Source organism: Streptomyces sp. NBC_01549 (assembly GCF_026339955.1).
Lineage (GTDB): Bacteria > Actinomycetota > Actinomycetes > Streptomycetales > Streptomycetaceae > Streptomyces.
The window spans coordinates 5,360,193-5,381,388 of sequence record NZ_JAPEPW010000001.1 but is presented as its reverse complement, the minus strand read 5'-3'; the positions used below and the strand labels follow the sequence as shown (position 1 = coordinate 5,381,388).

Annotated in this window: 22 protein-coding genes; 8 read left to right on the top strand and 14 right to left on the bottom strand. The window is 72.4% G+C overall.

Annotation, left to right across the window (positions count from 1 at the left end; genetic code table 11):
- Nucleotides 1–292 precede the first annotated feature (292 nt).
- Nucleotides 293–1,024, bottom strand: coding sequence for a VIT1/CCC1 transporter family protein (locus tag OG819_RS23935; RefSeq protein WP_266624019.1), 732 nt, complete (start codon nt 1,022–1,024; stop codon nt 293–295).
- Between the two features lie 249 nt (nt 1,025–1,273).
- Between OG819_RS23935 and OG819_RS23930 the strand changes: the two genes are divergently transcribed.
- Genes OG819_RS23930 through OG819_RS23900 form a run of 7 tightly spaced genes read left to right on the top strand, consistent with a single transcriptional unit; the run spans nt 1,274 to nt 9,186 of the window.
- Nucleotides 1,274–2,383, top strand: a complete 1,110-nt coding sequence (locus OG819_RS23930) for an ADP-ribosylglycohydrolase family protein (RefSeq protein WP_266624021.1) — start codon at nt 1,274–1,276, stop codon at nt 2,381–2,383.
- Entirely contained in the window at nt 2,380–3,675 is a 1,296-nt protein-coding gene (locus OG819_RS23925; protein ID WP_266624023.1) for an ADP-ribosylglycohydrolase family protein, read from the top strand. Before OG819_RS23930 ends, OG819_RS23925 begins: the two co-directional genes overlap by 4 nt.
- A gap of 7 nt (nt 3,676–3,682) precedes the next feature.
- Nucleotides 3,683–4,855, top strand: a complete 1,173-nt coding sequence (locus OG819_RS23920; protein ID WP_266651113.1) for an ADP-ribosylglycohydrolase family protein — start codon at nt 3,683–3,685, stop codon at nt 4,853–4,855.
- Entirely contained in the window at nt 4,843–6,228 is a 1,386-nt protein-coding gene (locus OG819_RS23915) for an ADP-ribosylglycohydrolase family protein (protein WP_266651112.1), read from the top strand. Before OG819_RS23920 ends, OG819_RS23915 begins: the two co-directional genes overlap by 13 nt.
- On the top strand, nt 6,225–7,136 hold the full coding sequence (gene rbsK, locus OG819_RS23910) for a ribokinase (protein WP_266651111.1): 912 nt from the start codon (nt 6,225–6,227) through the stop codon (nt 7,134–7,136). Before OG819_RS23915 ends, rbsK begins: the two co-directional genes overlap by 4 nt.
- Nucleotides 7,133–8,353 carry a CaiB/BaiF CoA-transferase family protein gene (locus OG819_RS23905; protein WP_266581985.1) on the top strand — a complete coding sequence of 407 codons (1,221 nt, stop codon included), beginning with the start codon at nt 7,133–7,135 and terminating at the stop codon, nt 8,351–8,353. The genes rbsK and OG819_RS23905 overlap by 4 nt, the downstream gene beginning before the upstream one ends.
- On the top strand, nt 8,350–9,186 hold the full coding sequence (locus OG819_RS23900) for a CoA ester lyase (protein WP_266651110.1): 837 nt from the start codon (nt 8,350–8,352) through the stop codon (nt 9,184–9,186). The genes OG819_RS23905 and OG819_RS23900 overlap by 4 nt, the downstream gene beginning before the upstream one ends.
- A 56-nt stretch (nt 9,187–9,242) precedes the next feature.
- Here the strand turns inward: OG819_RS23900 and lgt are convergent, their stop codons facing one another.
- From lgt to hisI, 11 genes are all read right to left on the bottom strand, one after another.
- Nucleotides 9,243–10,361 carry a prolipoprotein diacylglyceryl transferase gene (gene lgt, locus OG819_RS23895; protein ID WP_266651109.1) on the bottom strand — a complete coding sequence of 373 codons (1,119 nt, stop codon included), beginning with the start codon at nt 10,359–10,361 and terminating at the stop codon, nt 9,243–9,245.
- A 130-nt stretch (nt 10,362–10,491) separates the two neighbouring features.
- The gene (locus OG819_RS23890; protein ID WP_266624035.1) at nt 10,492–11,268 is read right to left on the bottom strand and encodes a thioredoxin domain-containing protein; all 777 of its coding nucleotides are present in this window, start codon (nt 11,266–11,268) and stop codon (nt 10,492–10,494) included.
- A 117-nt stretch (nt 11,269–11,385) separates the two neighbouring features.
- Nucleotides 11,386–12,201, bottom strand: a complete 816-nt coding sequence (gene trpA, locus OG819_RS23885; protein WP_266624037.1) for a tryptophan synthase subunit alpha — start codon at nt 12,199–12,201, stop codon at nt 11,386–11,388.
- Complete coding sequence (trpB, locus tag OG819_RS23880) at nt 12,198–13,490, bottom strand: tryptophan synthase subunit beta (RefSeq protein WP_266414979.1); 1,293 nt, start codon at nt 13,488–13,490, stop codon at nt 12,198–12,200. Before trpB ends, trpA begins: the two co-directional genes overlap by 4 nt.
- 107 nt (nt 13,491–13,597) lie before the next feature.
- Nucleotides 13,598–13,807 carry a tryptophan biosynthesis modulator TrpM gene (gene trpM, locus OG819_RS23875; RefSeq protein WP_266421867.1) on the bottom strand — a complete coding sequence of 70 codons (210 nt, stop codon included), beginning with the start codon at nt 13,805–13,807 and terminating at the stop codon, nt 13,598–13,600.
- A 76-nt stretch (nt 13,808–13,883) separates the two neighbouring features.
- Entirely contained in the window at nt 13,884–14,693 is an 810-nt protein-coding gene (gene trpC, locus OG819_RS23870; RefSeq protein WP_266624040.1) for an indole-3-glycerol phosphate synthase TrpC, read from the bottom strand.
- A gap of 167 nt (nt 14,694–14,860) precedes the next feature.
- Nucleotides 14,861–15,313: a DUF2752 domain-containing protein gene (locus OG819_RS23865; protein WP_266581995.1), complete on the bottom strand. Its 453-nt coding sequence runs from the start codon at nt 15,311–15,313 to the stop codon at nt 14,861–14,863.
- A gap of 95 nt (nt 15,314–15,408) precedes the next feature.
- Nucleotides 15,409–15,660 carry an HGxxPAAW family protein gene (locus OG819_RS23860; RefSeq protein ID WP_266414972.1) on the bottom strand — a complete coding sequence of 84 codons (252 nt, stop codon included), beginning with the start codon at nt 15,658–15,660 and terminating at the stop codon, nt 15,409–15,411.
- Nucleotides 15,661–15,829: 169 nt separating this feature from the next.
- Nucleotides 15,830–16,483 (bottom strand): TIGR02234 family membrane protein, encoded by a 654-nt coding sequence (locus tag OG819_RS23855; protein ID WP_266581997.1) that lies wholly within the window; start codon nt 16,481–16,483, stop codon nt 15,830–15,832.
- A 95-nt stretch (nt 16,484–16,578) separates the two neighbouring features.
- On the bottom strand, nt 16,579–18,057 hold the full coding sequence (locus OG819_RS23850) for an anthranilate synthase component I (protein ID WP_266651108.1): 1,479 nt from the start codon (nt 18,055–18,057) through the stop codon (nt 16,579–16,581).
- An 11-nt stretch (nt 18,058–18,068) separates the two neighbouring features.
- Nucleotides 18,069–18,497 (bottom strand): phosphoribosyl-AMP cyclohydrolase, encoded by a 429-nt coding sequence (hisI, locus tag OG819_RS23845; protein ID WP_266651107.1) that lies wholly within the window; start codon nt 18,495–18,497, stop codon nt 18,069–18,071.
- Nucleotides 18,498–18,605: 108 nt separating this feature from the next.
- Between hisI and OG819_RS23840 the strand changes: the two genes are divergently transcribed.
- Nucleotides 18,606–19,241, top strand: a complete 636-nt coding sequence (locus OG819_RS23840; RefSeq protein WP_266582002.1) for a TIGR03085 family metal-binding protein — start codon at nt 18,606–18,608, stop codon at nt 19,239–19,241.
- 14 nt (nt 19,242–19,255) lie between these two features.
- On the opposite strand, the gene OG819_RS23835 is transcribed toward OG819_RS23840, so the two are convergent.
- Together OG819_RS23835 and OG819_RS23830 are read right to left on the bottom strand one after the other, a co-directional pair.
- Nucleotides 19,256–20,503, bottom strand: a complete 1,248-nt coding sequence (locus OG819_RS23835; RefSeq protein ID WP_266624049.1) for an MFS transporter — start codon at nt 20,501–20,503, stop codon at nt 19,256–19,258.
- A gap of 14 nt (nt 20,504–20,517) precedes the next feature.
- A complete protein-coding gene (locus OG819_RS23830; protein ID WP_266624050.1) occupies nt 20,518–21,108 on the bottom strand; it encodes a transcriptional regulator in 591 nt (196 codons plus the stop codon).
- Nucleotides 21,109–21,196 lie beyond the last annotated feature (88 nt).

Here is a 21,196-nt window from a genome sequence, read left to right as displayed (position 1 = left end):
ATTTCGTGCAGGTTACATGATGGAATGGTTCTCGGGAACCGGATACTCCGTTCCAACATGCGGACACCGAGGGGTGGCGTGGGGGTACCGCGCGCGACGGTGGAGTTAAGGGGACCTAAGCGGACAGATCAGTGTCCGTGGGTCCAAGGTACGGCGGGCAACGTCACCCACCGCACTGACGCGGCGCAGGCCTCATTGCCCGCAGCGCTTACGGCTCATTCCCAGTGGTTAAGCAATCGAAACCAGGGAGTAACGGCTACTTATGCAGTCCTTTGCATAAGTGCGCGAGGCATCATCCTACGGCGGTACCGAACAGACTGCCCAGGGCGTACGTCACACCCGCCGCGGCACCGCCGAGCGCGAGCTGCCGGATTCCGCTGTACCACCAGGTTCGGGCCGTCACCCGGGCCACGATCGCACCGCACGCGAAGAGCCCGATCAGCGCGAGCAGCAGCGCGGGCCACAGGACGGTCGCGCCGAGCAGATACGGCAGCACGGGGAGCAGGGCGCCCAGGGCGAAGGAGCCGAAGCTCGACACGGCGGCGACGGCCGGGGAGGGCAGGTCGCCCGGGTCGATGCCGAGCTCCTCGCGAGCGTGTATCTCAAGAGCCTGCTCGGGGTCGCGCGAGAGCTGCTTGGCCACTTCCCGGGCGAGCGCGGAATCCACGCCACGCGACTCGTACAGCGCGGCGAGCTCGCGCTCCTCGTCCTGCGGATACTTTCTCAACTCCCGGCGCTCGACGTCGAGTTCGGCCTGGACGAGCTCGCGCTGCGAGGCGACGGAGGTGTACTCGCCGGCAGCCATGGAGAAGGCGCCGGCGGCCAGGCCCGCGAGCCCGGTGATGACGATCGTCTGGTGGGCGACGGACCCGCCGGCGACGCCGGTCATCAGGGCGAGGTTGGACACGAGCCCGTCCATCGCGCCGAACACGGCCGGGCGCAGCCATCCGCCGGTCACATCCCGGTGGGTGTGGTTGTCGCGGTGCGCCTCGTGCAGGGTCGCTTCGGTCTCGATGATGGACATACCGGTCCCCCAGAATCGTTCGTTTGGACTGTTTCTACTTTTCGACAACCATGAAAGTACGCCAGTAATTTCTTCTCCGCCAGCAAGGAAAGGCTGGGCTAACCTGCGGTTTTACCCTCAGGCGCTCATCCGTGAAGGATCATGCACAGATGTCGACCGGGTGAATGAGGAGCCTCGGACGGCTCTCCCCGCCCCCTCCCGTGGGACACATCCCCAAAGGGCTCTGCGCCCTGAGAGGAGAGGCACCGTATGGTTTCCATCGCCTGCATTCCCTCCGTCCCGGCGCCCGGGGACTCGGCCGCTCTGCGCGAGCGGGCCCGCGGCGCGCTGCTCGGCCTCGCCGTCGGGGACGCGCTGGGCGCGCCCGCCGAGAACATGAGGCCGTCGCAGATCCGCGCGAAGTGGGGACGGATCACGGGGTACGTCGCCGAACACCCGGCCGGGACGGACGACACGGAGTACGCGATCTTCTCGGGGCTGCTACTCGCCCGGCACGGTTCGGCGCTCACCGTGACACATGTCGAGGCGGCCTGGCACCAGTGGATCGCCGACCGCGACGAGGGGCCGTTCCGGGGCGCGGGCTTCAGCGAGCGCGGCACCCTGGAGAACCTGCGCCGGGGCCTCGCGGCGCCCATCTCGGCCCAGCACCGGCACGCCTGGAGCGACGGTCTGGCGATGCGCGCGGCGCCCTTCGGCGTCTTCGCGGCGGGCCGCCCGGCGGAGGCGGCCCGCCTGGTGGCGATCGACGGCTCGGTGAGCCACGACGGGGAAGGCATCTACGGCGGCCAGGCGGTCGCGGCGGGTGTCGCGGCGGCGATGGCGGGCGCGGCCACGATCTCGGTGGTCGCCTCCGCGCTCGCCGTGATCCCGGACGACTCCTGGACGGCCCGCTCCCTGCGCCGGGCGGTGGCCGTCGCCCACCGCGGGGAACGGGCGGTGCGCTCGGCGGTCGTCATCGGCGGCTACCCCTGGACGGACCTGGCCCCGGAGGCCGTCGCCCTCGCCTTCGGCGCGTACGCCGCCGCCGACGGCGACTTCACCGAGTCCGTCCTCACCGCCGTCAACATGGGCCGCGACGCCGACACCACGGCCGCGGTGGCGGGCGCGCTGGCCGGGGCGACCCGGGGCGCCGCCGCGATCCCGGCGGACTGGGCAGCGGCCATCGGCCCGGCACGCGGCAGCTGTCTGCCCTCCATGGCGGGCCACCACGTGCTGGACGTGGCGGAGCTGCTGACACCTGGGGGCGACGGGAAGTGGGGGACGGGGAGCACGGGGAGCACTGCGCCGCCGCCACCCGACCCGTACGCCCTCACCAGCGACTACATCCTCGCCACCGACGATGACGAGGTGCAGCCATGAGACCCGGCCTGGTCGGCGACGAACCGGGCGCGGGATCGGCCTCGGCACCGGAACCCGGGGGTTCGGTCTCGACGTCCGACCTCGGGGACTCACCCTCGGCACCGGACATCGGGGACTCACTCTCGACGGATGTGGACCTCCGTACGGAGCGGGGCGCCGCCGCCGTACCCGCCTCGCGCCCCCGTCGGATCGAGGGCCTCCTGCTCGGGCTCGCCGCGGGCGACGCCGCAGGCTGGCCCGCCGGCCGGCACCGCGCGGCCCGGATGCCCGAATGGACCCGGCGGCTGACCCGCGAGCTGGACACCTTCGCGGAGCAGAACGCGACGACCACCCTGCCCGTGCCCATCGCGCTGAACCAACCGCCGGAACCCCTGCGGCTCGGTCCGTCGGACGACGCGGAATGGGCGGCGTTCGCGGCGGAGGCCGTGCTGCGCGCCGGGGACCGCAGCGCGCTCGGCGACCTGAGCCGGGAACGCCGGATGCGGGCGTCCATCGACCTGTCCTGGAACGCCGTCGCCAGCGAGGTCGCCGCGGCCGCCGAGCGCGCCCCCGAGGTCGAGTCCGCGCTGCTCCCCCTGCGCGCACGGATCTCCGTACGGGCGGGCCTCGGCAACCTCGCCACCGGGCTGCGCCCGCCCGCCACCGGCCACGACAACCCGCACTACTTCGACGACGCGGCCTGCGTACGGGCCTGTGTACTCGCCGTGGCGCACCCGGGCGACCCCCGACTCGCCGCCGAACTCGCCGAGTTCGACGCCCGCTACACCCAGGACGGCGACGGGGTCCACGGCGCCCGTGCGATGGCCGCGGCCCTCGCGCTCGCCCTCGCCGGGGCCGACGTCGACGCCTGCGCGGACGCCGCCCTCGCCGAGCTCCCCGAGTCCACGGAGATCGGCCGCAACGCCCGGCACGCACTACGGCTCGCCCGCGCCAGCGAGGACACCTTCGCCCTGGTCCCGCTCCTGGAACACCAGATCGTCGACCACGTCTACAGCTACGGCATCGCGGCGGCGGAGACCGTGCCGGTCGCCCTCGCCCTGGCCACCGCCGCACGCGGCCGGATCGCGGAGGCGGTACCCGCCGCCGCCTGTCTGTCCCGGGTCGCGGACTCCGCCCCGGCCCTCGCGGGCGCGCTCACCGGCGCGCTGGGCGGCGGCGCCGCGATCCCCGCCTCCTGGCGCGACGCCTGCCGCATCCTGTCCGGCTGCGCGCTGCCCCGGCTGACGGGAACGGACCTGATCGGACTCGCCGACCTCCTGGAAGCGACGGAACTGGCCACCCCAGAGGGATGATTCGGGCATGACGCCCAAAGGAGAAGAATCGGGAACCCTCGGCGAACGCATCACCGGAGCCCTCGTCGGAGCCGCCGTCGGCGACGCGCTCGGCGGCCCCGTCGAGGGCTACACCCCCGAGCAGATCGTCGAACGGCACGGCGGCCGGATCCACGGCATCGTCGGCCCCTGGAACGGCGACGCCTGGCGCACCGCCCGCCCCATCGCCCCTTACCACAAGGGCGACGGACACGTCACCGACGACACCCTGATGACCCACGCGCTGGTACGGGTGTACGCCACCGTCCGCGACCACCTCGACGCGTACGCCGTCGCCGAACACCTGGTCCCCGACCTCATGACGGGCCCGCGCTGGATCCCGGAACTGGAGGCCGAGGCCATCCCCCTGCAGCGCATCTTCCTCGCGGAGAAGTGGCTGGTGGCCCGCCTCCACTACGGCCATGTGGACCCCCGGGAGGCCGGCACCGGCAACATCGTCAACTGCGGCGCCGCGATGTACATGGCGCCGGTAGGCCTGGTCAACGCGGCCGACCCGGCGGGCGCGTACGCCGAGGCGCTCGACATCGCGGGCGCCCACCAGTCGTCGTACGGGCGGGAGGCGGCGGGCGTCTTCGCGGCGGGGGTGGCGGCGGCGTGCGCGCCCGGGGCGAGCCCGGACTCGGTCGTCGCGGCCTGCCTGTCCCTGGCGAAGGACGGCACCCGGTCGGCCATCGAGGCTGTCTGCGAAGTCGCCTCCCGCCACACGGACTTCGAGTCGGCGCTGATCCCGCTCCGCGAGGCGGTGGCCCCCTACGACACGGTCGGCCCCGACTACCGCTCCCCCTCCCTCGCCGCCCGCCGCCCCTCCCGCCTCCACGCGATCGAGGAACTCCCCGTCGCGCTGGGCATGTTGGTGGTGTCCGGCGGCGACTACCGGCACGCGGTCCTCGGCTCGGTGAACTACGGCCGCGACTGCGACTCCATCGCCACCATGTCCGGCGCCCTCGCCGGCGCCCTCGGCCGCGAGGTCCCCCACGACTGGGCCAAGACGGTCGCCGAGTCCAGCCGCCTCGACCTGCATGCCCCGGCGGCCACCCTCACCGGGGTGACCCGGGAGATCTTCGCCCGTGACGTGAGCCGTCGCCGTGCCCACGAGTCGGCGTACGCCGAGCTGACGGGGACCCCGCCATGCTCCGACTGACCTGGGTCCAACCGGAGGACCTCCTCGGCCACGAACTCACCCAAGCACACCAGGACGGCCGAGAACCGGGCGCGATCGCCGCCCGCTGGCACGCGGCGGGCGGCCCGGGGGCCCCACCGCGCGCAGGCGCGTCCGCGACCGCGGCCTCGCGATACCTGCGGGCGCTGGCGAGAGACCTCTTGGACGAACTGGCGGAACTGCCCAGCAAGTTGGCGGACGCGGAGCCGACGGAACTGGGGCAGATCAAGGCCCGCTGCCCTCACTGGCCCGCCCGGTCCGTGCCCGCCCCGGCGCCCGCCCCGGCCCGCCTGGAAGCCGCCTGGCTGGGCAGAGCGGTCGGCTGTCTCCTCGGCAAACCGGTGGAGAAGCTCCCCCTGGACGGCATCCGACAGCTGGCCCGGGCCACCGGAAACTGGCCCCTGCGCACCTGGTTCACCGCCCGGGGCGTACCCGACGACCTCCTGCGCGCCCACCCCTGGAACAGACGCTCCGCCCCCACCTCCCTCGCCGAGAACATCGACGGCATGCCCGAGGACGACGACCTCAACTACCCCCTGCTGAACCTCCTGTTGCTCCAGCGGTACGGCAGGGACTTCACGACCACCGACGTGGCCCGCCTCTGGCTGGACGAACTCCCCGCGGGCCGCACGTTCACCGCCGAACGCATCGCCTACCGCAACCTCCTCACCGGTATCGAACCCCCGCACACGGCCCACCACCGCAACCCCTTCCGCGAATGGATCGGCGCCCTGATCCGCGCCGACGTCCACGGCTGGACGAACCCGGGCGATCCGGCCGCCGCCGCGGAGGCCGCCCACCGGGACGCCACCCTCACCCACACCGCGAACGGCGTGTACGCCGCGATGTTCACGGCGGCCACCATCGCCGAGGCGGCCACCGGCCGCGCCGACATTCACGCCTGCCTGCGCACCGGCCTCACCGTCGTACCCCCCGCCTCCCGCCTGGCCGGGGCGATCCACCACGCCGTCCACCTCGCCCGCACCACCAAGGACTTCGACACGGTCGTCGACGCACTGCACACCACCCACCGCGCGTACCACTGGGTCCACGCCCTCCCCAACACGGCCCTGATCGCCGCCGCCCTCACCCACGCGGACGGCGACTTCTCCGGCTCCGTCTGCCGCGCGGTGTCCGGCGGCTGGGACACCGACTCCAACGGCGCGACGGCGGGCAGCGTCGCGGGCCTGCTCACCGGCACCCCCACCGCGCTCCCCGACCACTGGACCACCCCCCTCAAGAACCGCCTCGCCACCTCCGTCGCCGACTTCGACGGCATCGGCTTCGACACCCTCGCCCAGCTGACCCACCGGCTGACCCACCAGCTCACGCACCGGGAGACCCGTCACCCATGACCCATATCGCCGTGCTCGGCAGCACGAACATGGATCTCGTCGCGTACGTCGCCAAGGCCCCGCAGCGCGGAGAGACCGTGACAGGCCGTGAGTTCCGTACGATCCCCGGCGGCAAGGGCGCGGGCCAGGCGGTGGCCGCGGCCCACGCGGGCGCCGACGTCTCGATGATCGGCGCGGTGGGCGCCGACGCCTTCGGCTCCCAGCTCCGTACGACCCTGGAGCACTCGGGCGTGGACACCGACCACCTGCGCACCACCGAGGGCCCGTCCGGCACCGCGCACATCGTCGTGGACGACGAGGGCGGCAACGAGATCGTCGTCATCCCCGGCGCCAACGGCACCGTCGACCACCTCGCCCCCGGCGACGAGGCGCTCATCACCAGCGCCGACGCCCTGCTACTCCAACTGGAGATCCCGCTGGCCGCCGTCCTCGCGGGCGCCGAGGCCGCGCGCCGCCACGGCGTCCGGACCATCCTGACCCCCTCCCCCGTACAGTCCCTGCCGCCCGAACTCCTCGCCTCCATCGACCTGTTGGTGCCCAACGAACACGAGGCCGCCGCGCTCACCGGCCTCACCGACCCCCGCGACGCGGCCACCGCCCTGCTCGACCAGGTACCCGAAGTCGTCGTCACACTGGGCGCGGCGGGCAGTCTGTACGCGTCCCGCGGCGCCGAACCTTTCACCGTGCCCGCACCCCGGGTCACCGCCGTGGACTCGACCGGCGCGGGCGACACCTTCGTCGGCACCCTCGCGGTCGCGCTGGCGGAGGGCCGGCCGATGCGCGCCGCCCTCGCGTGGGCGTCGACGGCGGCGTCCATGTCGGTGCAGCGCCCCGGCGCCTCGTCCTCGATGCCCTACCGCTCCGAGATCGACGCCCAGGCCGCCTCGAACACCCGGCACACCTCATGAACGGGCACACCGACCACGAGGCGGGGACGGATCGCGGCCCGCTCACCGGGCTGCGCGTCCTCGACCTCGCCACCCTCTTCGCCGGGCCGCTCGCCGCCACCATGCTCGGCGACTTCGGCGCGGAGGTCGTCAAGGTCGAGCACCCGGCCAAGCCCGACCCGTCCCGGGGCCACGGCCCGTCGAAGGACGGCATCGGCCTGTGGTGGAAGCTCCTCGGCCGCAACAAACGCACCATCACCCTCGACCTGTCCAGGCCCGGCGGCCGCGCCACCCTCCTGCGCCTCGCCGCCACCGCCGACGTGATCATCGAGAACTTCCGGCCCGGCACCCTGGAGAAGTGGGACCTGGGCTGGGAGGAACTGTCGGCCGCCAACCCCCGCCTCGTCCTCGCCCGTGTGACCGCCTTCGGCCAGTTCGGCCCGTACGCGCACCGCCCCGGATTCGGCACGCTCGCCGAGGCGATGAGCGGCTTCGCGGCGATCACCGGCGAACCCGACTCCCCGCCGACCCTTCCGCCCTTCGGCCTGGCCGACTCGATCGCGGGCCTGGCGACGGCCTACGCCGTACTGGCCGCGCTCCGCGCCCGCGACACGTCGGACCGCGGCCAGATGATCGACATGGCGATCATCGAGCCGATCCTCACCGTGCTCGGCCCACAGCCGCTCTGGTACGACCAGTTGGGCCACGTCCAGCCCCGTACCGGCAACCGCTCCGCGAACAACGCACCCCGCAACACCTACCGCACGGCGGACGGCTCCTGGGTCGCCGTCTCCACCTCCGCCCAGTCGATCGCCGAGCGGCTGATGCGGCTGGTCGGACGCCCGGAGCTGATCGAGGAACCGTGGTTCGCGACGGGCGCCGACCGGGCCCGCCACGCGGACGTCCTGGACGAGGCGGTGGGCACCTGGATCGCCCGCCACAGCCGCGCCGAGGTCCTGGACGCCTTCGAGAAAGCGGAGGCGGCGGTGGCCCCGATCCAGGACGTACGGGACGTGATGGAGGACCCGCAGTACGCGGCCCTGGACACGCTCACCACCGTCGCCGACCCCGAACTCGGCCCACTGCGCATGCAGAACGTCCTCTTCCGGCTCTCCGCCACCCCCGGCGCGATCCGCTGGGCGGGCCGCCCCCACGGCGCCGACACCGACGCCGTCCTCACCGAACTCGGCCTGTCCGACACCGAGATCACCACCCTCAGATCGGAAGGCGCCCTATGACGATCCCGGCCCTCCCGCTCACCTGGCTCTACGCCCCCGGAGACCGCCCGGAGGTGGTGGCCAAGGCCCTCGTCTCCGGCGCGGACATCGTCCTGATCGACCTGGAGGACGCGGTCGCCCCGCACCGCAAGAAGTACGCCCGCGCCGCCACCGCCGAGTTGCTCTCGGACTCTCCCCCGGTCCCGGTCCATGTCCGCGTGAACGCGCTGGACGGCCCCGTCTCCGAGGCCGACCTGAGCACGCTCGCCCCGCTCCCCGGCCTCTCCGGCCTCCGGCTGCCCAAGGTGACCTCCCCGGCCGACGTCGTCCGGGTCGCCGAACACGCCGCGCCCGCCGAGAAAGGCGCGACCCCCCTGTACGCCCTCCTGGAAACCGCCCTCGGCGTCGAACACGCCTTCACCATCGCCGCGGCCCACCCGGCGGTGCGCGGCATCGGGCTGGGGGAGGCGGATCTACGGGCCGACCTGGGCGTACGGGAGGACGCGGGCCTGGACTGGGCCCGCGCCCGGATCGTGGTCGCCGCCCGGGCCGCCGGCCTCGCGCCGCCCACGCAGTCGATCTACCCGGACATCCGGGACCTCGAAGGACTGGCCGCCTCCTGCGCCCACGGGCGCACCCTGGGCTTCCTCGGCCGCGCGGCCATCCACCCCCGCCAGCTCCCGGTGATCGAACACGCCTATCTCCCGACCCCGGCCGAGGTCGAGACCGCCGAGCTCATCGTCAAGGCCGCCGCCACCGAGCCGGGCGCCCAGGCCCTGCCCGACGGCCGTTTCGTGGACGCGGCGGTCGTGGCGTGCGCCCGCCGCACGCTGGCGCTGGCCTGCCGGAAATGAGTGAAGGGGGCGCCGCGTCCTCGGACGCGGCGCCCCCTTCGACGTACCGGGGGAACTCAGACCTTCTTGGCCGACTCGGCCTCGCCCTTCGCCGGCCCCACGGACTCCTCGGACTCCGAAGGCTTCACGGACTCCTTGGACTGCGCGGGTTCGTCGGACCCGGTGTCCGTCTTCGCGTCGAGCTTCTTCGCGTCCGGCTTCTTGGCGTCGGACTTCGTGTCGGTCGTCTCGGCGGCCTCGTCGTCAGCCTTGTCGTCGACCTTGTCGTCGACCTCGTCATCGGCCTTGTCGTCAGCCTTGCTGTCGGCCTTGTCGTCGGCCTTCTTGTCGAGGGCGACGGCATCCCCGTCGGGGGTGTCCCCGTCCGGCTCGACGATCTCCTCGCGTCCCGGCCGCAGCCGCGCCGACACCACGATGTAGATCACCGCGAGGAGGAAGACCACCATCGCGGTCCAGTCGTTGAGACGCAGGCCCAGGATGTGGTGGGCGTCGTCGACGCGCATGTACTCGATCCAGCCGCGGCCGACGCAGTACGCGGCGACGTACAGCGCGAACGCCCGCCCGTGGCCCAGCGTGAAGCGGCGGTCCGCCCAGATGACGAGGAGGCCGACGCCGACGCACCACAGGGACTCGTACAGGAACGTCGGGTGGTAGTACCCCGGCACGCGCCCGTCCGTGGCGGACGTGATGTGCAGCGCCCACGGCACGTCCGTGGCCTTGCCGTACAGCTCCTGGTTGAACCAGTTGCCCCAGCGCCCGATGGCCTGGGCGAAGACGATGCCGGGGGCGAGGGCGTCGGCCCAGGCGGGGAGCGGGATGCCGCGTCGGCGGCAGCCGATCCACGCGCCCACCGCACCGAGCGCGATCGCGCCCCAGATGCCGAGGCCGCCCTGCCACACCTTGAAGGCGTCCACCCAGTCACGGCCGTCGCTGAAGTACAGCTCGTAGTCCGTGATCACGTGATAGAGCCGGCCGCCGACGAGACCGAACGGGACGGCCCAGACCGCGATGTCGGCCACCGTGCCAGGCCGCCCACCCCGGGCGATCCAGCGTTTGTTGCCGAGCCAGACGGCTACGAAGACGCCGATGATGATGCAGAACGCGTAGCCGCGCAGCGGGATGGGGCCGAGGTGCACCACACCGTGCGACGGGCTGGGAATGTAGGCGATATCCATGGCAGGGTCGACGCTACCCTGCCGGACCGGACCCACGGCAAGCAGCCCGGCTACGGGTCCATAACAGGGGCCACGACACGAGCCGCCCCAGGCCCGTTTCCGGGCCGGGGACACAGGGCCGACGCCGGGCTCAGGCCTTGTTCTCCGCCTCCACCATCTGCTTGAGCTTCGCGGGCGTCATCGTCTGGTCCTCGTAGATGTTCTTGCCGCCCAGCAGCACGGTCGGCGTGCCCCTGAAACCGCTGTTCTGGAAGGCCGCGTTCGACTTCACGACCCAGCTGTTGTGCGTGCCGTCCTTGACGCACTTCTGGAAGGCGGGGGTGTTCAGCCCGTCGACCTTGCCCGCCAGCTCGATGAGCTTGCCGTCGTTCGAGAAGTCGTCGTTGGCCTCGTTGGGCTGGTTCTCGTACAGCACGTCGTGGTACTGCGTGAACTTTCCGGCGTCCTGGGCACAGGCCGCGGCGTTGGCCGCGTGCCGGGAGCCGCTGCCGCCCCTGCCGTCGTCGATGAGCGTGACCAGGTGGTATTCGACCCTGAGCTTTCCGGCGTCCACCAGCTCGTGGATCGTCGGGCGGTACACCGTCTCGAAGGCCTGGCAAGCCGGGCAGCGGAAGTCCTCCCAGACCGTGAGAGCCGACTTGGCGCCGTCCTTGCCGACGGGGATGGCGAGGCCGTCCTTGCCGGTCGCGCCCGAGGGCGACACGGCCGGGCCCGACGCGGCGCTCTTCTTGTCCTTGCCCGAGTTGGCGGCCAGGACGCCCACCACCCCGGCAAGAACCAGGACGCACACCACCGACGCGCCCACGATCAGCGCCCGCCGGCGCTTGTCCGCGGCCTTCTGCTTCTCTCGCTCGACCGCCATCCGCTCGCGGGCGGTGCGCTTTCCGTCACGGTTCTTCTCGCTCACAACCGGCAGAACGAACCGGGGAGGCGCAGCGCGCCTCCCCGGTCCCAGGTCCACCCGTTCGAGTGAGCGGATTGTCCGTTACGTGCGCAACAGAACGCGTACGCGACGGAAGATGTCTCAGGCCGTGCCGCGCACGCCCTTCGCCAGATCGCCCGCGAGGGCGCGTACCGCGTCGAGACCCGCGGCCTCGTCCGCCGCGTCCAGCATCCGCTTGACGAAGGCCGAGCCGACGATCACGCCGTCGGCGAAGCCGGCCACCTCGGCGGCCTGGGTGGCGTTGGAGACGCCGAGCCCGACACAGACCGGCAGCTCGGTGGTGGCCTTGGTGCGCCGCACCAGGTCCTGGGCCTGGGCGCCCACCGACTCCCGTGTGCCCGTGACCCCCATCAGCGAGGCCGCGTAGACAAACCCGCTGCCCGCCGCCGTGATCTCGGCGAGCCGGGCGTCCTTGCTGCTGGGCGCGACGACGAAGACGGTCGCGAGACCGTGCTTCTGCGCGTGCTCCCTCCACAGCGCCGACTCCTGGACGGGCAGGTCGGGCAGGATGCAGCCCGCTCCGCCCGCGTCCGCAAGCTCGGCGGTGAAGCGCTCGACGCCGTAGCGGTCGATGGGGTTCCAGTACGTCATGACGAGCACCGGCTTCCCGGTGGCCCCGTGCGCCTCGCGGACCGTGCGCATGACATCGGCGATCCTGACGCCGCCCTTGAGGGCGATGTCGTCGGCGGTCTGGATGACGGGACCGTCGAGGACGGGGTCGCTGTGCGGCAGGCCGACCTCGACGATGTCCGCGCCGCCCTCGAAGACGGCCTTGACGGCCGCGATCCCGCCGTCCACCGTCGGGAAGCCGGCCGGCAGATAGGCGATGAGGGCGGAGCGCCCCTCCGCCTTCGCGGCGGCGAGGGTGTCGCTCAACAGCTGGATGTTGCCGCTCACTTGGCGTCCCCCTCGATCTCGGCGGTGTCACTGCCGGCGTCCGGCTCGACGACGGCGTCGGCGGCGGTGTCGTACAGGCCGAAGTAGCGGGCGGCCGTGTCCATGTCCTTGTCGCCGCGCCCGGACAGGTTGACGATGATCAGCCCGTCCTTGCCCAGCTCCTTGCCTACCTCGAGGGCCCCGGCGAGCGCGTGGGCGCTCTCGATCGCCGGGATGATGCCCTCGGTGCGGGAGAGCAGGCGCAGGGCCTGCATGGCCGCGTCGTCGGTGACCGCGCGATACTCGCCGCGGCCGCTGTCCTTGAGGTAGGAGTGCTCGGGTCCGATGCCGGGGTAGTCGAGGCCCGCCGAGATGGAGTAGGGCTCGGTGATCTGGCCTTCCTCGTCCTGGAGGACGTACGACCGCGACCCGTGCAGGATGCCGGGTTCGCCGGCGGTCAGGGTCGCGGCGTGCTCCCCGGTCTCCACGCCGTGCCCGGCGGGCTCGCAGCCGATGAGGCGTACGTCCGTGTCCGGGATGAAGGCGTGGAAGAGGCCGATGGCGTTGGAGCCGCCGCCGACGCAGGCGATGGCGGCGTCGGGGAGCCGTCCGGCGCGCTCCAGGATCTGCCGCCGGGCCTCGACGCCGATGACACGGTGGAAGTCGCGGACCATGGCGGGGAAGGGGTGCGGCCCCGCGACGGTCCCGAAGAGGTAGTGGGTGTGGTCGACGTTGGCGACCCAGTCCCGGAAGGCCTCGTTGATGGCGTCCTTGAGGGTGCGGGAGCCGGACTTCACGGCGATGACCTCGGCGCCGAGCATGCGCATACGGGCCACGTTGAGCGCCTGGCGCTGCGTGTCGATCTCACCCATGTAGATGGTGCACTCGAGGCCGAAGAGAGCGCAGGCGGTGGCGGTGGCCACACCGTGCTGACCGGCGCCGGTCTCGGCGATGACGCGGGTCTTGCCCATCCGCTTGGTGAGGAGGGCCTGACCGAGCACGTTGTTGATCTTGTGGGACCCGGTGTGGTTGAGGTCCTCCCGCTTGAGGAAGACGCGCGCTCCACCGGCGTGTTCGGCGAAGCGGGACACCTCGGTGAGTGAGCTCGGGCGCCCGGTGTAGTGGACGAGCAGGTCGTCGAGCTCGCGGGCGAACTCGGGGTCCGCCTTCGCCTTGTCGTACTCGACGGCGACCTCGTCCACGGCGGCGACCAGCGCCTCCGGGATGAACTTGCCGCCGAACGCGCCGAAGTACCCCTCGGCGGTGGGGACTTGACCCTCGGGGTCGGGAATGAAGAACTCGCTGGGCATGCGGTTACCTCGCAGGGGCGACAGCCCCGGATACAGGTCGGACAGGGGTCACGTCGGTCGCGCACGCACAGGTCGCCCCGAGGACACCCGGAGTCGGAGCCGTCAGCTCACCGCGAGGTGCGGCGGGCCCGGAGCGGAGCCTGTACGCGTGCGCCGGCGGGCCATCGCATGCCGTTGACCTGGCCCGGTTCGTCACCGATGACATAGCGCACCCGGCGCCCGTGGACGCGACGGGCCGGTGCCCGGCAGCCACGCGGCCGACAGCCGCGGGCGAGGCGCGCGTAGGGATTGCGCGCCCCGGCGGCAGCCGCTCGCACGCACGCCGGTCCCCCGTCGGGGCACTGCCCCGGACGGGTGACGGCGGTGGCGTGGGGCGCGCTGTTCACCGAGGTGTCAGCTCCGTCCGTGGCGCAGCGCGGGGTGGGCCCCGGCCGCGACGAGGTCGGCGACCGCCGTCTTCGGGTCGCGACCGGTGACGAGGGACTCGCCCACCAGGACCGCGTCGGCGCCGGCGTTGGCGTACGCGATGAGGTCGTGCGGCCCGCGGACACCGGACTCGGCGACCTTGACGAGGCCGGCCGGGATCTCGGGAGCGACCCGCTCGAAGGTGGTGCGGTCCACCTTGAGGGTCTTGAGGTTGCGCGCGTTGACACCGATGACCTTCGCGCCGGCGTCCACCGCCCGCTCGACCTCGTCCTCGTCGTGCACCTCGACGAGCGGCGTGAGTCCGATGGACTCGGCGCGCTCGATGAGGGACTCCAGGGCGGCCTGGTCGAGGGCGGCCACGATCAGCAGCGCGAGGTCGGCGCCGTACGCGCGGGCCTCCCACAGCTGGTACGACGTGACGATGAAGTCCTTGCGGAGCACGGGAATGTCGACCCGGGCGCGGACGGCCTCCAGGTCGGCCAGCGAACCGCCGAAGCGCCGCTGCTCGGTCAGGACCGAGATGACGGACGCGCCGCCCGCCTCGTAGTCCGCGGCCAGCGCCGCGGGGTCGGCGATCGCGGCGAGCGCGCCCTTGGACGGGCTGGAGCGCTTGACCTCACAGATGACCTTGACGCTGTCGCCGCGCAGGGCGGCCACGCCGTCCTTGGCCGCGGGAGCCTTCGCCGCGCGCTCCTTGAGCTCGTCGAGGCTGACGCGCGCCTGCCGCTCCGCGAGGTCGGCACGGACTCCGTCGATGATCTCGTCGAGCACACTCACGCGAGCGGCCCCCTTCCCTGACGGTGAACGGTTGAAGCGGTTGAGCCTGTCGACCCCGGACCGCCGTCATGACGGTCATGGTGGGTCACTCCGATGGTATCCGGAGGAAGGGCTAGGCCTCACATCCGGTTGACGCCGGTCCCACTACCTGGACGTTTGCCATTTGATCAAGGGTGCAGCCAGCCACCGAAGGGCAGGTTCCGGACAACGGTGAAGACCAGGAGCAACACGCCGGCGCTCCACAGGTGCACGGGCCCCAGGTCGATCCGCAGCGGCCGTCCGCGCGCCGAGCGGACCGCCCAGACGGTCCACACCACCGCGAAGACGAAGTAGCCCACGACGGCGAGCGCGTTGTCCGTGAGCGCCGTCGCGAGGTCCCCGTGCACGAAGGCGTGCGCACTGCGCAGACCGCCGCAGCCGGGGCAGTACACGCCCGTGTAGCGCAGCAGCGGGCAGACGGGGTAGTGCCCGGGCTGGTTGGGATCCACGGCCCCGACGAACGCGAAAGCACCGGCGACGGCCGCGAGCGCCCCCACGGGGACGACGAGGCGCCGCGGCACGAACCGCTCGACGGGCCGGGGCCGCGTCACCCTCTGGGTTTCGGCGTTCACCCGTCGCATTCTGCCCGCCCCGGGCGCGGCGCGCTCGTCACGAACGCACGAGAGGCGGTCCCGGCAGGAGTTGCCGGGACCGCCTCTCGAGAAGCCCTACGGGGTCAGCTCTCGGCGCCGACGGCCTCGCGGACCGGGTGCGCGACCGCCGGGTGCGCGGTCCTTTTCGGCTGACCGAGGCCCGCCGCGCGCATGGCCATGCCGACGACACCGCCGAGAACGACGATGACCATGCCGGCCCAGAAGCCCAGCGGGTTCGCCATCACCATGAAGGCACCCGCGACGCAGAAACCGATGAAGGCGATGATGACACCGGTCCAGGCGGCCGGGGTGTGACCGTGGCTGCTGCCCGCCATGACTTGCTCCTCGTTGCTGTTTGCGTGTGTGAGTCGGATGCTCACCGTCCATTGTCCCGTACGCACCCTTGTGGCGGGAGCGCGGGGTGGCGCCTAGCGCGTCACATTCTGCACGTCACGACCAAGGTCCCGGGCCATAGGACCTGGTCGGGTCCGCCCGTTTCCGGACCTAGGTCCCGGCGGGGTCGGGCCCCGTCGGGTCCTCGCCCCGGTCGAGCGCCTTCCAGATGTCCTCGGGCCGGTCGGGGTCGACAGGCCTCGCCTTGCGCGGCCGGGGCGTCCCGTCGCGCTCGTAGCGGCCGGACATCGCGGGCCACAGTCGTCCGTAGCGCAGCGCGAGCAGCCCCGCGAGGAGGATGAGCGCGCCGCCCGCCGCGGCCGCGTAGGGCCAGGCGGTGTGGCTGAGGGCGCTCGCGGTGGCGGCGGTGTCGCCGGAGGCCGCCGCGGCCTTCTCGTCGAGGGCGGAGCTGTCGCTCGCGCCGAGCACCGCCGCCACGACCGTACCCGCGCCGGAGAGCGCGAGCAGGGCGGAGACGAGGAAGCGCCCGGAGCTGCGGACGGCGAAGACGGCGACGAGCGCGGCGAGGCCCACTATGGCGAGCGCCGCGGGCACGCCCGTGACGTCGCTGCCCTTGACGGTCAGCGGGAAGGCGCCGCCGGCCACCGTCGCGGTGCCCTCCGACCAGCTCTGCCGGGTGGAGAGCAGCGCCACGGCCGCGCCGAGGGCGCCGCTGAGCAGGGCGACGGCAAGGCTGCGGCGGCCGGACCCGGCGGGTCCTGCGGCTTCGGATCGGGGGTGCGGTACAGCTGTCACGTACTCCACTATCGCCTGAACCCCGGGCGAACCGTCACCCGGGGTTCACGTGAGCCTCGTCCTATTTCCCGAACTCGTAGGGCCGTACGGGGCCGTACGGGGCCCTACCGGCCGAGCCGGTTGGCCGTGTGCACCGCGCGGAGCACCGCGGCGGCCTTGTTGCGGCACTCGTTGTCCTCGGCGACGGGGTCCGAGTCGGCGACGATTCCGGCGCCCGCCTGGACGTACGCGGTGCCGTCGCGCAGCAGGGCCGTACGGATGGCGATGGCGGTGTCGGAGTCGCCGGCGAAGTCGAGGTAGCCGACGCAGCCGCCGTACAGCCCCCGCCTGGACGGTTCGAGTTCGTCGATGATCTGCATCGCGCGCGGCTTGGGGGCACCGGAGAGGGTGCCGGCCGGGAAGCAGGCGGTGAGCACGTCGAAGGCCGTATGGCCCGCCGCGACGCGCCCGGTCACGGTGGACACGATGTGCATCACGTGCGAGTAGCGCTCGATGGACATGAAGTCGACGACCTCGACGGAGCCGGGCTCGCAGACCCGCCCCAGGTCGTTGCGCCCCAGGTCGACGAGCATCAGGTGTTCGGCGCGCTCCTTGGGGTCGGCGATCAGCTCGTCGGCGAGGGCCTGGTCCTCCTGGACGGTGGCGCCGCGCGGCCGGGTGCCCGCGATGGGGTGCACCATCGCCTGCCCGTCCTCGACCTTGACCAGGGCCTCGGGAGACGAGCCGACGACGTCGAAGCCGTCGAAGCGGAAGAGGTACATGTACGGGGAGGGATTGGTCGCCCTCAGTACGCGATAGACGTCCAGGGCGCTTGCCGTGCACGGCGTTTCGAAGCGCTGGGAGGGGACGATCTGGAAGGCCTCGCCCGCCCGGATGCGCTCCTTGATGTCCTCGACGGCGTCCTGGAAGTCCGGGCCGCCCCACAGGGCGGTGTACTCGGGCAGTTCGGAGGGCGGGAGCGCGGCGGGCGGCTGGGAGATCGCGCGGGAGAGGTCGGCCTCCATGGCGTCGAGGCGGGCGACCGCGTCCGCGTAGGCCTCGTCGACGCCCGTGTCGAGGTCGTTGTGGTTGATCGCGTTGGCGATCAGCTGGACCGAGCCGTCCCAGTGGTCCATGACCGCGAGATCGCTGGTGAGCAGCATGGTCAGCTCGGGGAGCTTGAGGTCGTCCCGCTCGCCGGGGCCGATCTTCTCCAGGCGGCGCACGATGTCGTAGCCGAGATAGCCGACCATGCCGCCGGTGAAGGGGGGCAGGCCCTCTCCGTGCGGTGTGTGCAGGGCCTCGATGGTGGCGCTCAGGGCGGCCAACGGGTCCCCGTCGACGGGGACGCCGACGGGCGGGGTGCCGAGCCAGTGGACCTGCCCGTCGCGCTCGGTCAGGGTGGCCTGGCTGCGGACGCCGATGAAGGAGTATCTGGACCAGGAGCGGCCGTTCTCGGCGGATTCCAGGAGGAAGGTGCCGGGGCGCTCGGCGGCCAGTTTGCGGTAGAGCGCGACCGGCGTGTCGCCGTCGGCGAGGAGCTTGCGGCTGACGGGAATGACACGGCGGTCGGTGGCCAGCTTGCGGAACATCTCGAGGTCCATGGCGGCTGACCTTACTGATCCAGTGCCGGTACGACGCCGGAATCGGCGCCCTGGGTGTGCGCGGAGGCGGCCTCCTTGAGGAGCACGTCCTCGTCGAAGCAGGTGCGGGCGCCCGTGTGGCAGGCGGCGCCCACCTGGTCGACCTGGACCAGGAGTGTGTCGGCGTCGCAGTCGAGGGCCACGGACTTCACCCACTGGAAGTGGCCGGAGGTGTCGCCCTTCACCCAGTACTCCCCGCGGCTGCGCGACCAGTACGTGCAGCGGCCCGTGGTGAGCGTGCGATGCAGCGCCTCGTCGTCCATCCAGCCGAGCATCAGCACCTCACCGGTGTCGTACTGCTGGGCGATGGCCGGGACGAGTCCGTCCGCGCTGCGCTTGAGGCGCGCGGCGATCTCGGGATCCAGGCTGCTGGGGCTGCTGGGCGGGGGCGTGCTGGTCATGCCGACCATTGTGCCGCGCCCGTGGGACGCACTTCGCCGCTTGTCCACAGGCCGGACGCGCGCGGCGACGGGTGGGCGGACTCCTGGGGCGGTCGTAGGCTTGCTGGCATGTCGACCCATGCCAAGCGTGAACGACTTCTCCTCGCCGACCTGTTGGAGGCCGAGGGCCCGGACGCCCCGACCCTCTGCGAGGGCTGGAACACCCGTGATCTCGCCGCGCACGTGGTGGTGCGCGAGCGCCGCGCGGACGCCGCGGGCGGGCTGCTGCTCAAGCAGCTCGCGCCGCGTCTGGAGCGGGTGCAGGCGGAGTTCGCCGAGAAGCCGTACGAGGAACTGATCCAGCTGATCCGTACTGGCCCGCCGCGCTTCTCGCCCTTCGCGCTGAAGCAGATCGACGAGGCGTCGAACACGGTCGAGTTCTACGTCCACACCGAGGACGTGCGGCGGGCCCAGCCGGACTGGACGCCGCGCCCGCTGGACCCGGTCTTCCAGGACGCCCTGTGGACCCGCCTCGAGCGGACGGCCCGCCTCGCCGGTCGTGGGGCCCCGACCGGCCTGGTGCTGCGCCGCCCGGACGGCCAGACGGCGGTCGCGCACCGGGGCACCCCGGTCGTGACGGTGACCGGCGAGCCCTCGGAGCTGCTGATGTTCGCCCTCGGCCGGCAGAAGACGGCCGACGTGGAGCTGGAGGGCGACAAGGACGCGATCGCGAAGCTGCAGGAGACGAAGCAGCTGGGGCTCTGAGGGGCCGGGCCTGCTCAGCGCGGCAGCTCGGCGCGGCGCAGGTCGCGGACGCACAGCGCGAGGACCCCGCCGAGGCCGCAGACCGCGGCGCTGGCCACGAAGACCGGTCCGGTGCCCCACCAGCCGATCGCGGCGGCGGCCACCGGCATGCTCAGCGGGGCGAGACCGAGGCTGACGAGGCCCGCGACGGCGGTGACGCGGCCCAGGTAGGCGGGGTCCGCGTGGGTCTGCAGCAGGGCGCCGCACAAGGCTCCGCTGAGCCCCGCGAGCAGCCCCACGAGCAGGGCGACACCGACAGCCGCGGCGACACTCGGCGCATAGGCGAGCGCGCCGATCGCGACCGAGCCCCCCAGGATCGCCACCCCGGCCAGACGTCCCGCGTGCGGCAGGTGCCCGCGCACGGTCAGCAGCAGTGCGGCGGCCCCCGCACCGGTCCCGAACCCGGCGACCACCCAGCCCATCCCGGCGGCGCCCCAACCGCGCTGGTCGGCCAGCAGGGTCAGGCCCACGTTGAGCGGCCCGGCGAAGCCGAAGTCGCCGAGGGCGATGGCGGCGATGAGCGGGGCGAGGACGCGGTGCCGCCTGATGTAGCCGAGACCGTCAACGAGGTCCCGCCGAGCGGTGCGCTCCGCGGCCTTGTCGTCGGCGGGCAGTTCCCTCATCCGTACGGAGATCAGCAGCGGCACGGACACGGCGATCAGCACGCCCGCCAGGCCGAACGCCGTCGCCGAGCCGCCGAGCGCCACGCCGAGGCCGCCGAGCGGCGCCCCGACGACATTGGCGAAGCGGCTCGCGAGGCCCCGCATGCCCTGGACGCGGGCGAGCTGCCCGTGGCTGGTGACGCGGACCGGGAGTGCGCCCACGGCGGGCATGAAGACGGCGTCGACGGTGCCGAAGACGACGGCGAGCAACGCCAGCGGCCACAGCCCGGGACCGGCCGCGAACAGCAGTGCGGCCACCGCGAGGACGGCCGCGCAGCGCACGGCGTCGCTGCCGATGACGACCTTCCGCGGCCCGAACCGGTCGGCGACCACTCCCCCGCCCAGCATCAGCAGGGCCCGCGGCACGGCGCTCACGGCCATCACGAGCCCGGCCTGCGAGGGCGTTCCGGCCTGGACGGCGGCCCAGGACAGCGCGAGGTAGTAGACGTTGTCGCCGATCATCGACGAGGTGTAGGCGCCGAGCCAGCGCAGCACGTTGCCGTCACGGTGGGCCGGACGGTCGGTGCCTGCGGGGGCGGAGCCTATGACGGTCGCGGTCACTGAAGTACGTCCTCTCAGGGGCGGAACGGGAAGCCGTACACATGCAGCGCCACGTTCTCGCGGCCTTCTGTGGCACCGGCCGCATCGTCAGCGCGGCCCTTCTCCTCGTACTTCTTGATGAGAGCCATCAGCTCCGCGCCGAGCTCGGACAGTTCTGTCGCCGTCAGTCGCAGCAGGGACTCGTTGTCCGGAGCGGCGGTGTTCCACTCGGGGCCCCAGGTGGGACGCTCGTCCAGGTAGCGCCGGTACATGTCGCTGCGCTGCTCGTGGAAGAGCCGGGTGGCCGCCAGATGCGCGGCCCTCTTCTCGGGCGCGTCCCGGAAGTCCTCGTCGTGGATGCTCACGCCCTCCGAGGCGGGCTGCCACCAGCGCTCGCGGCCGTCCTCGCTGCGGGGCTCGGCCTGCTCGATCAGCCCGTACTCGGCGAGCTTGCGCAGGTGGTAGCTGACCAGCGAGGGGGCCTCGTCGACCTGCTCGGCCAGCTGGGACGCGGTCGCGGTCCTGGCCACGTACAGGGCCCGGTACAGCTTCATCCGCAGCGGATGGGCTATCGCCTTGAGCGTGCCCATGTCCGCGATGCGTCGGAGGTTCTCCTTCTCTGCCATGAGCTCACCGTAGATACGAAAGAAAAATTGCACAATATATTTTGCGCAACTTAACTTTCACATCTGCCCCGAAGTGAGCCCCGGCCAC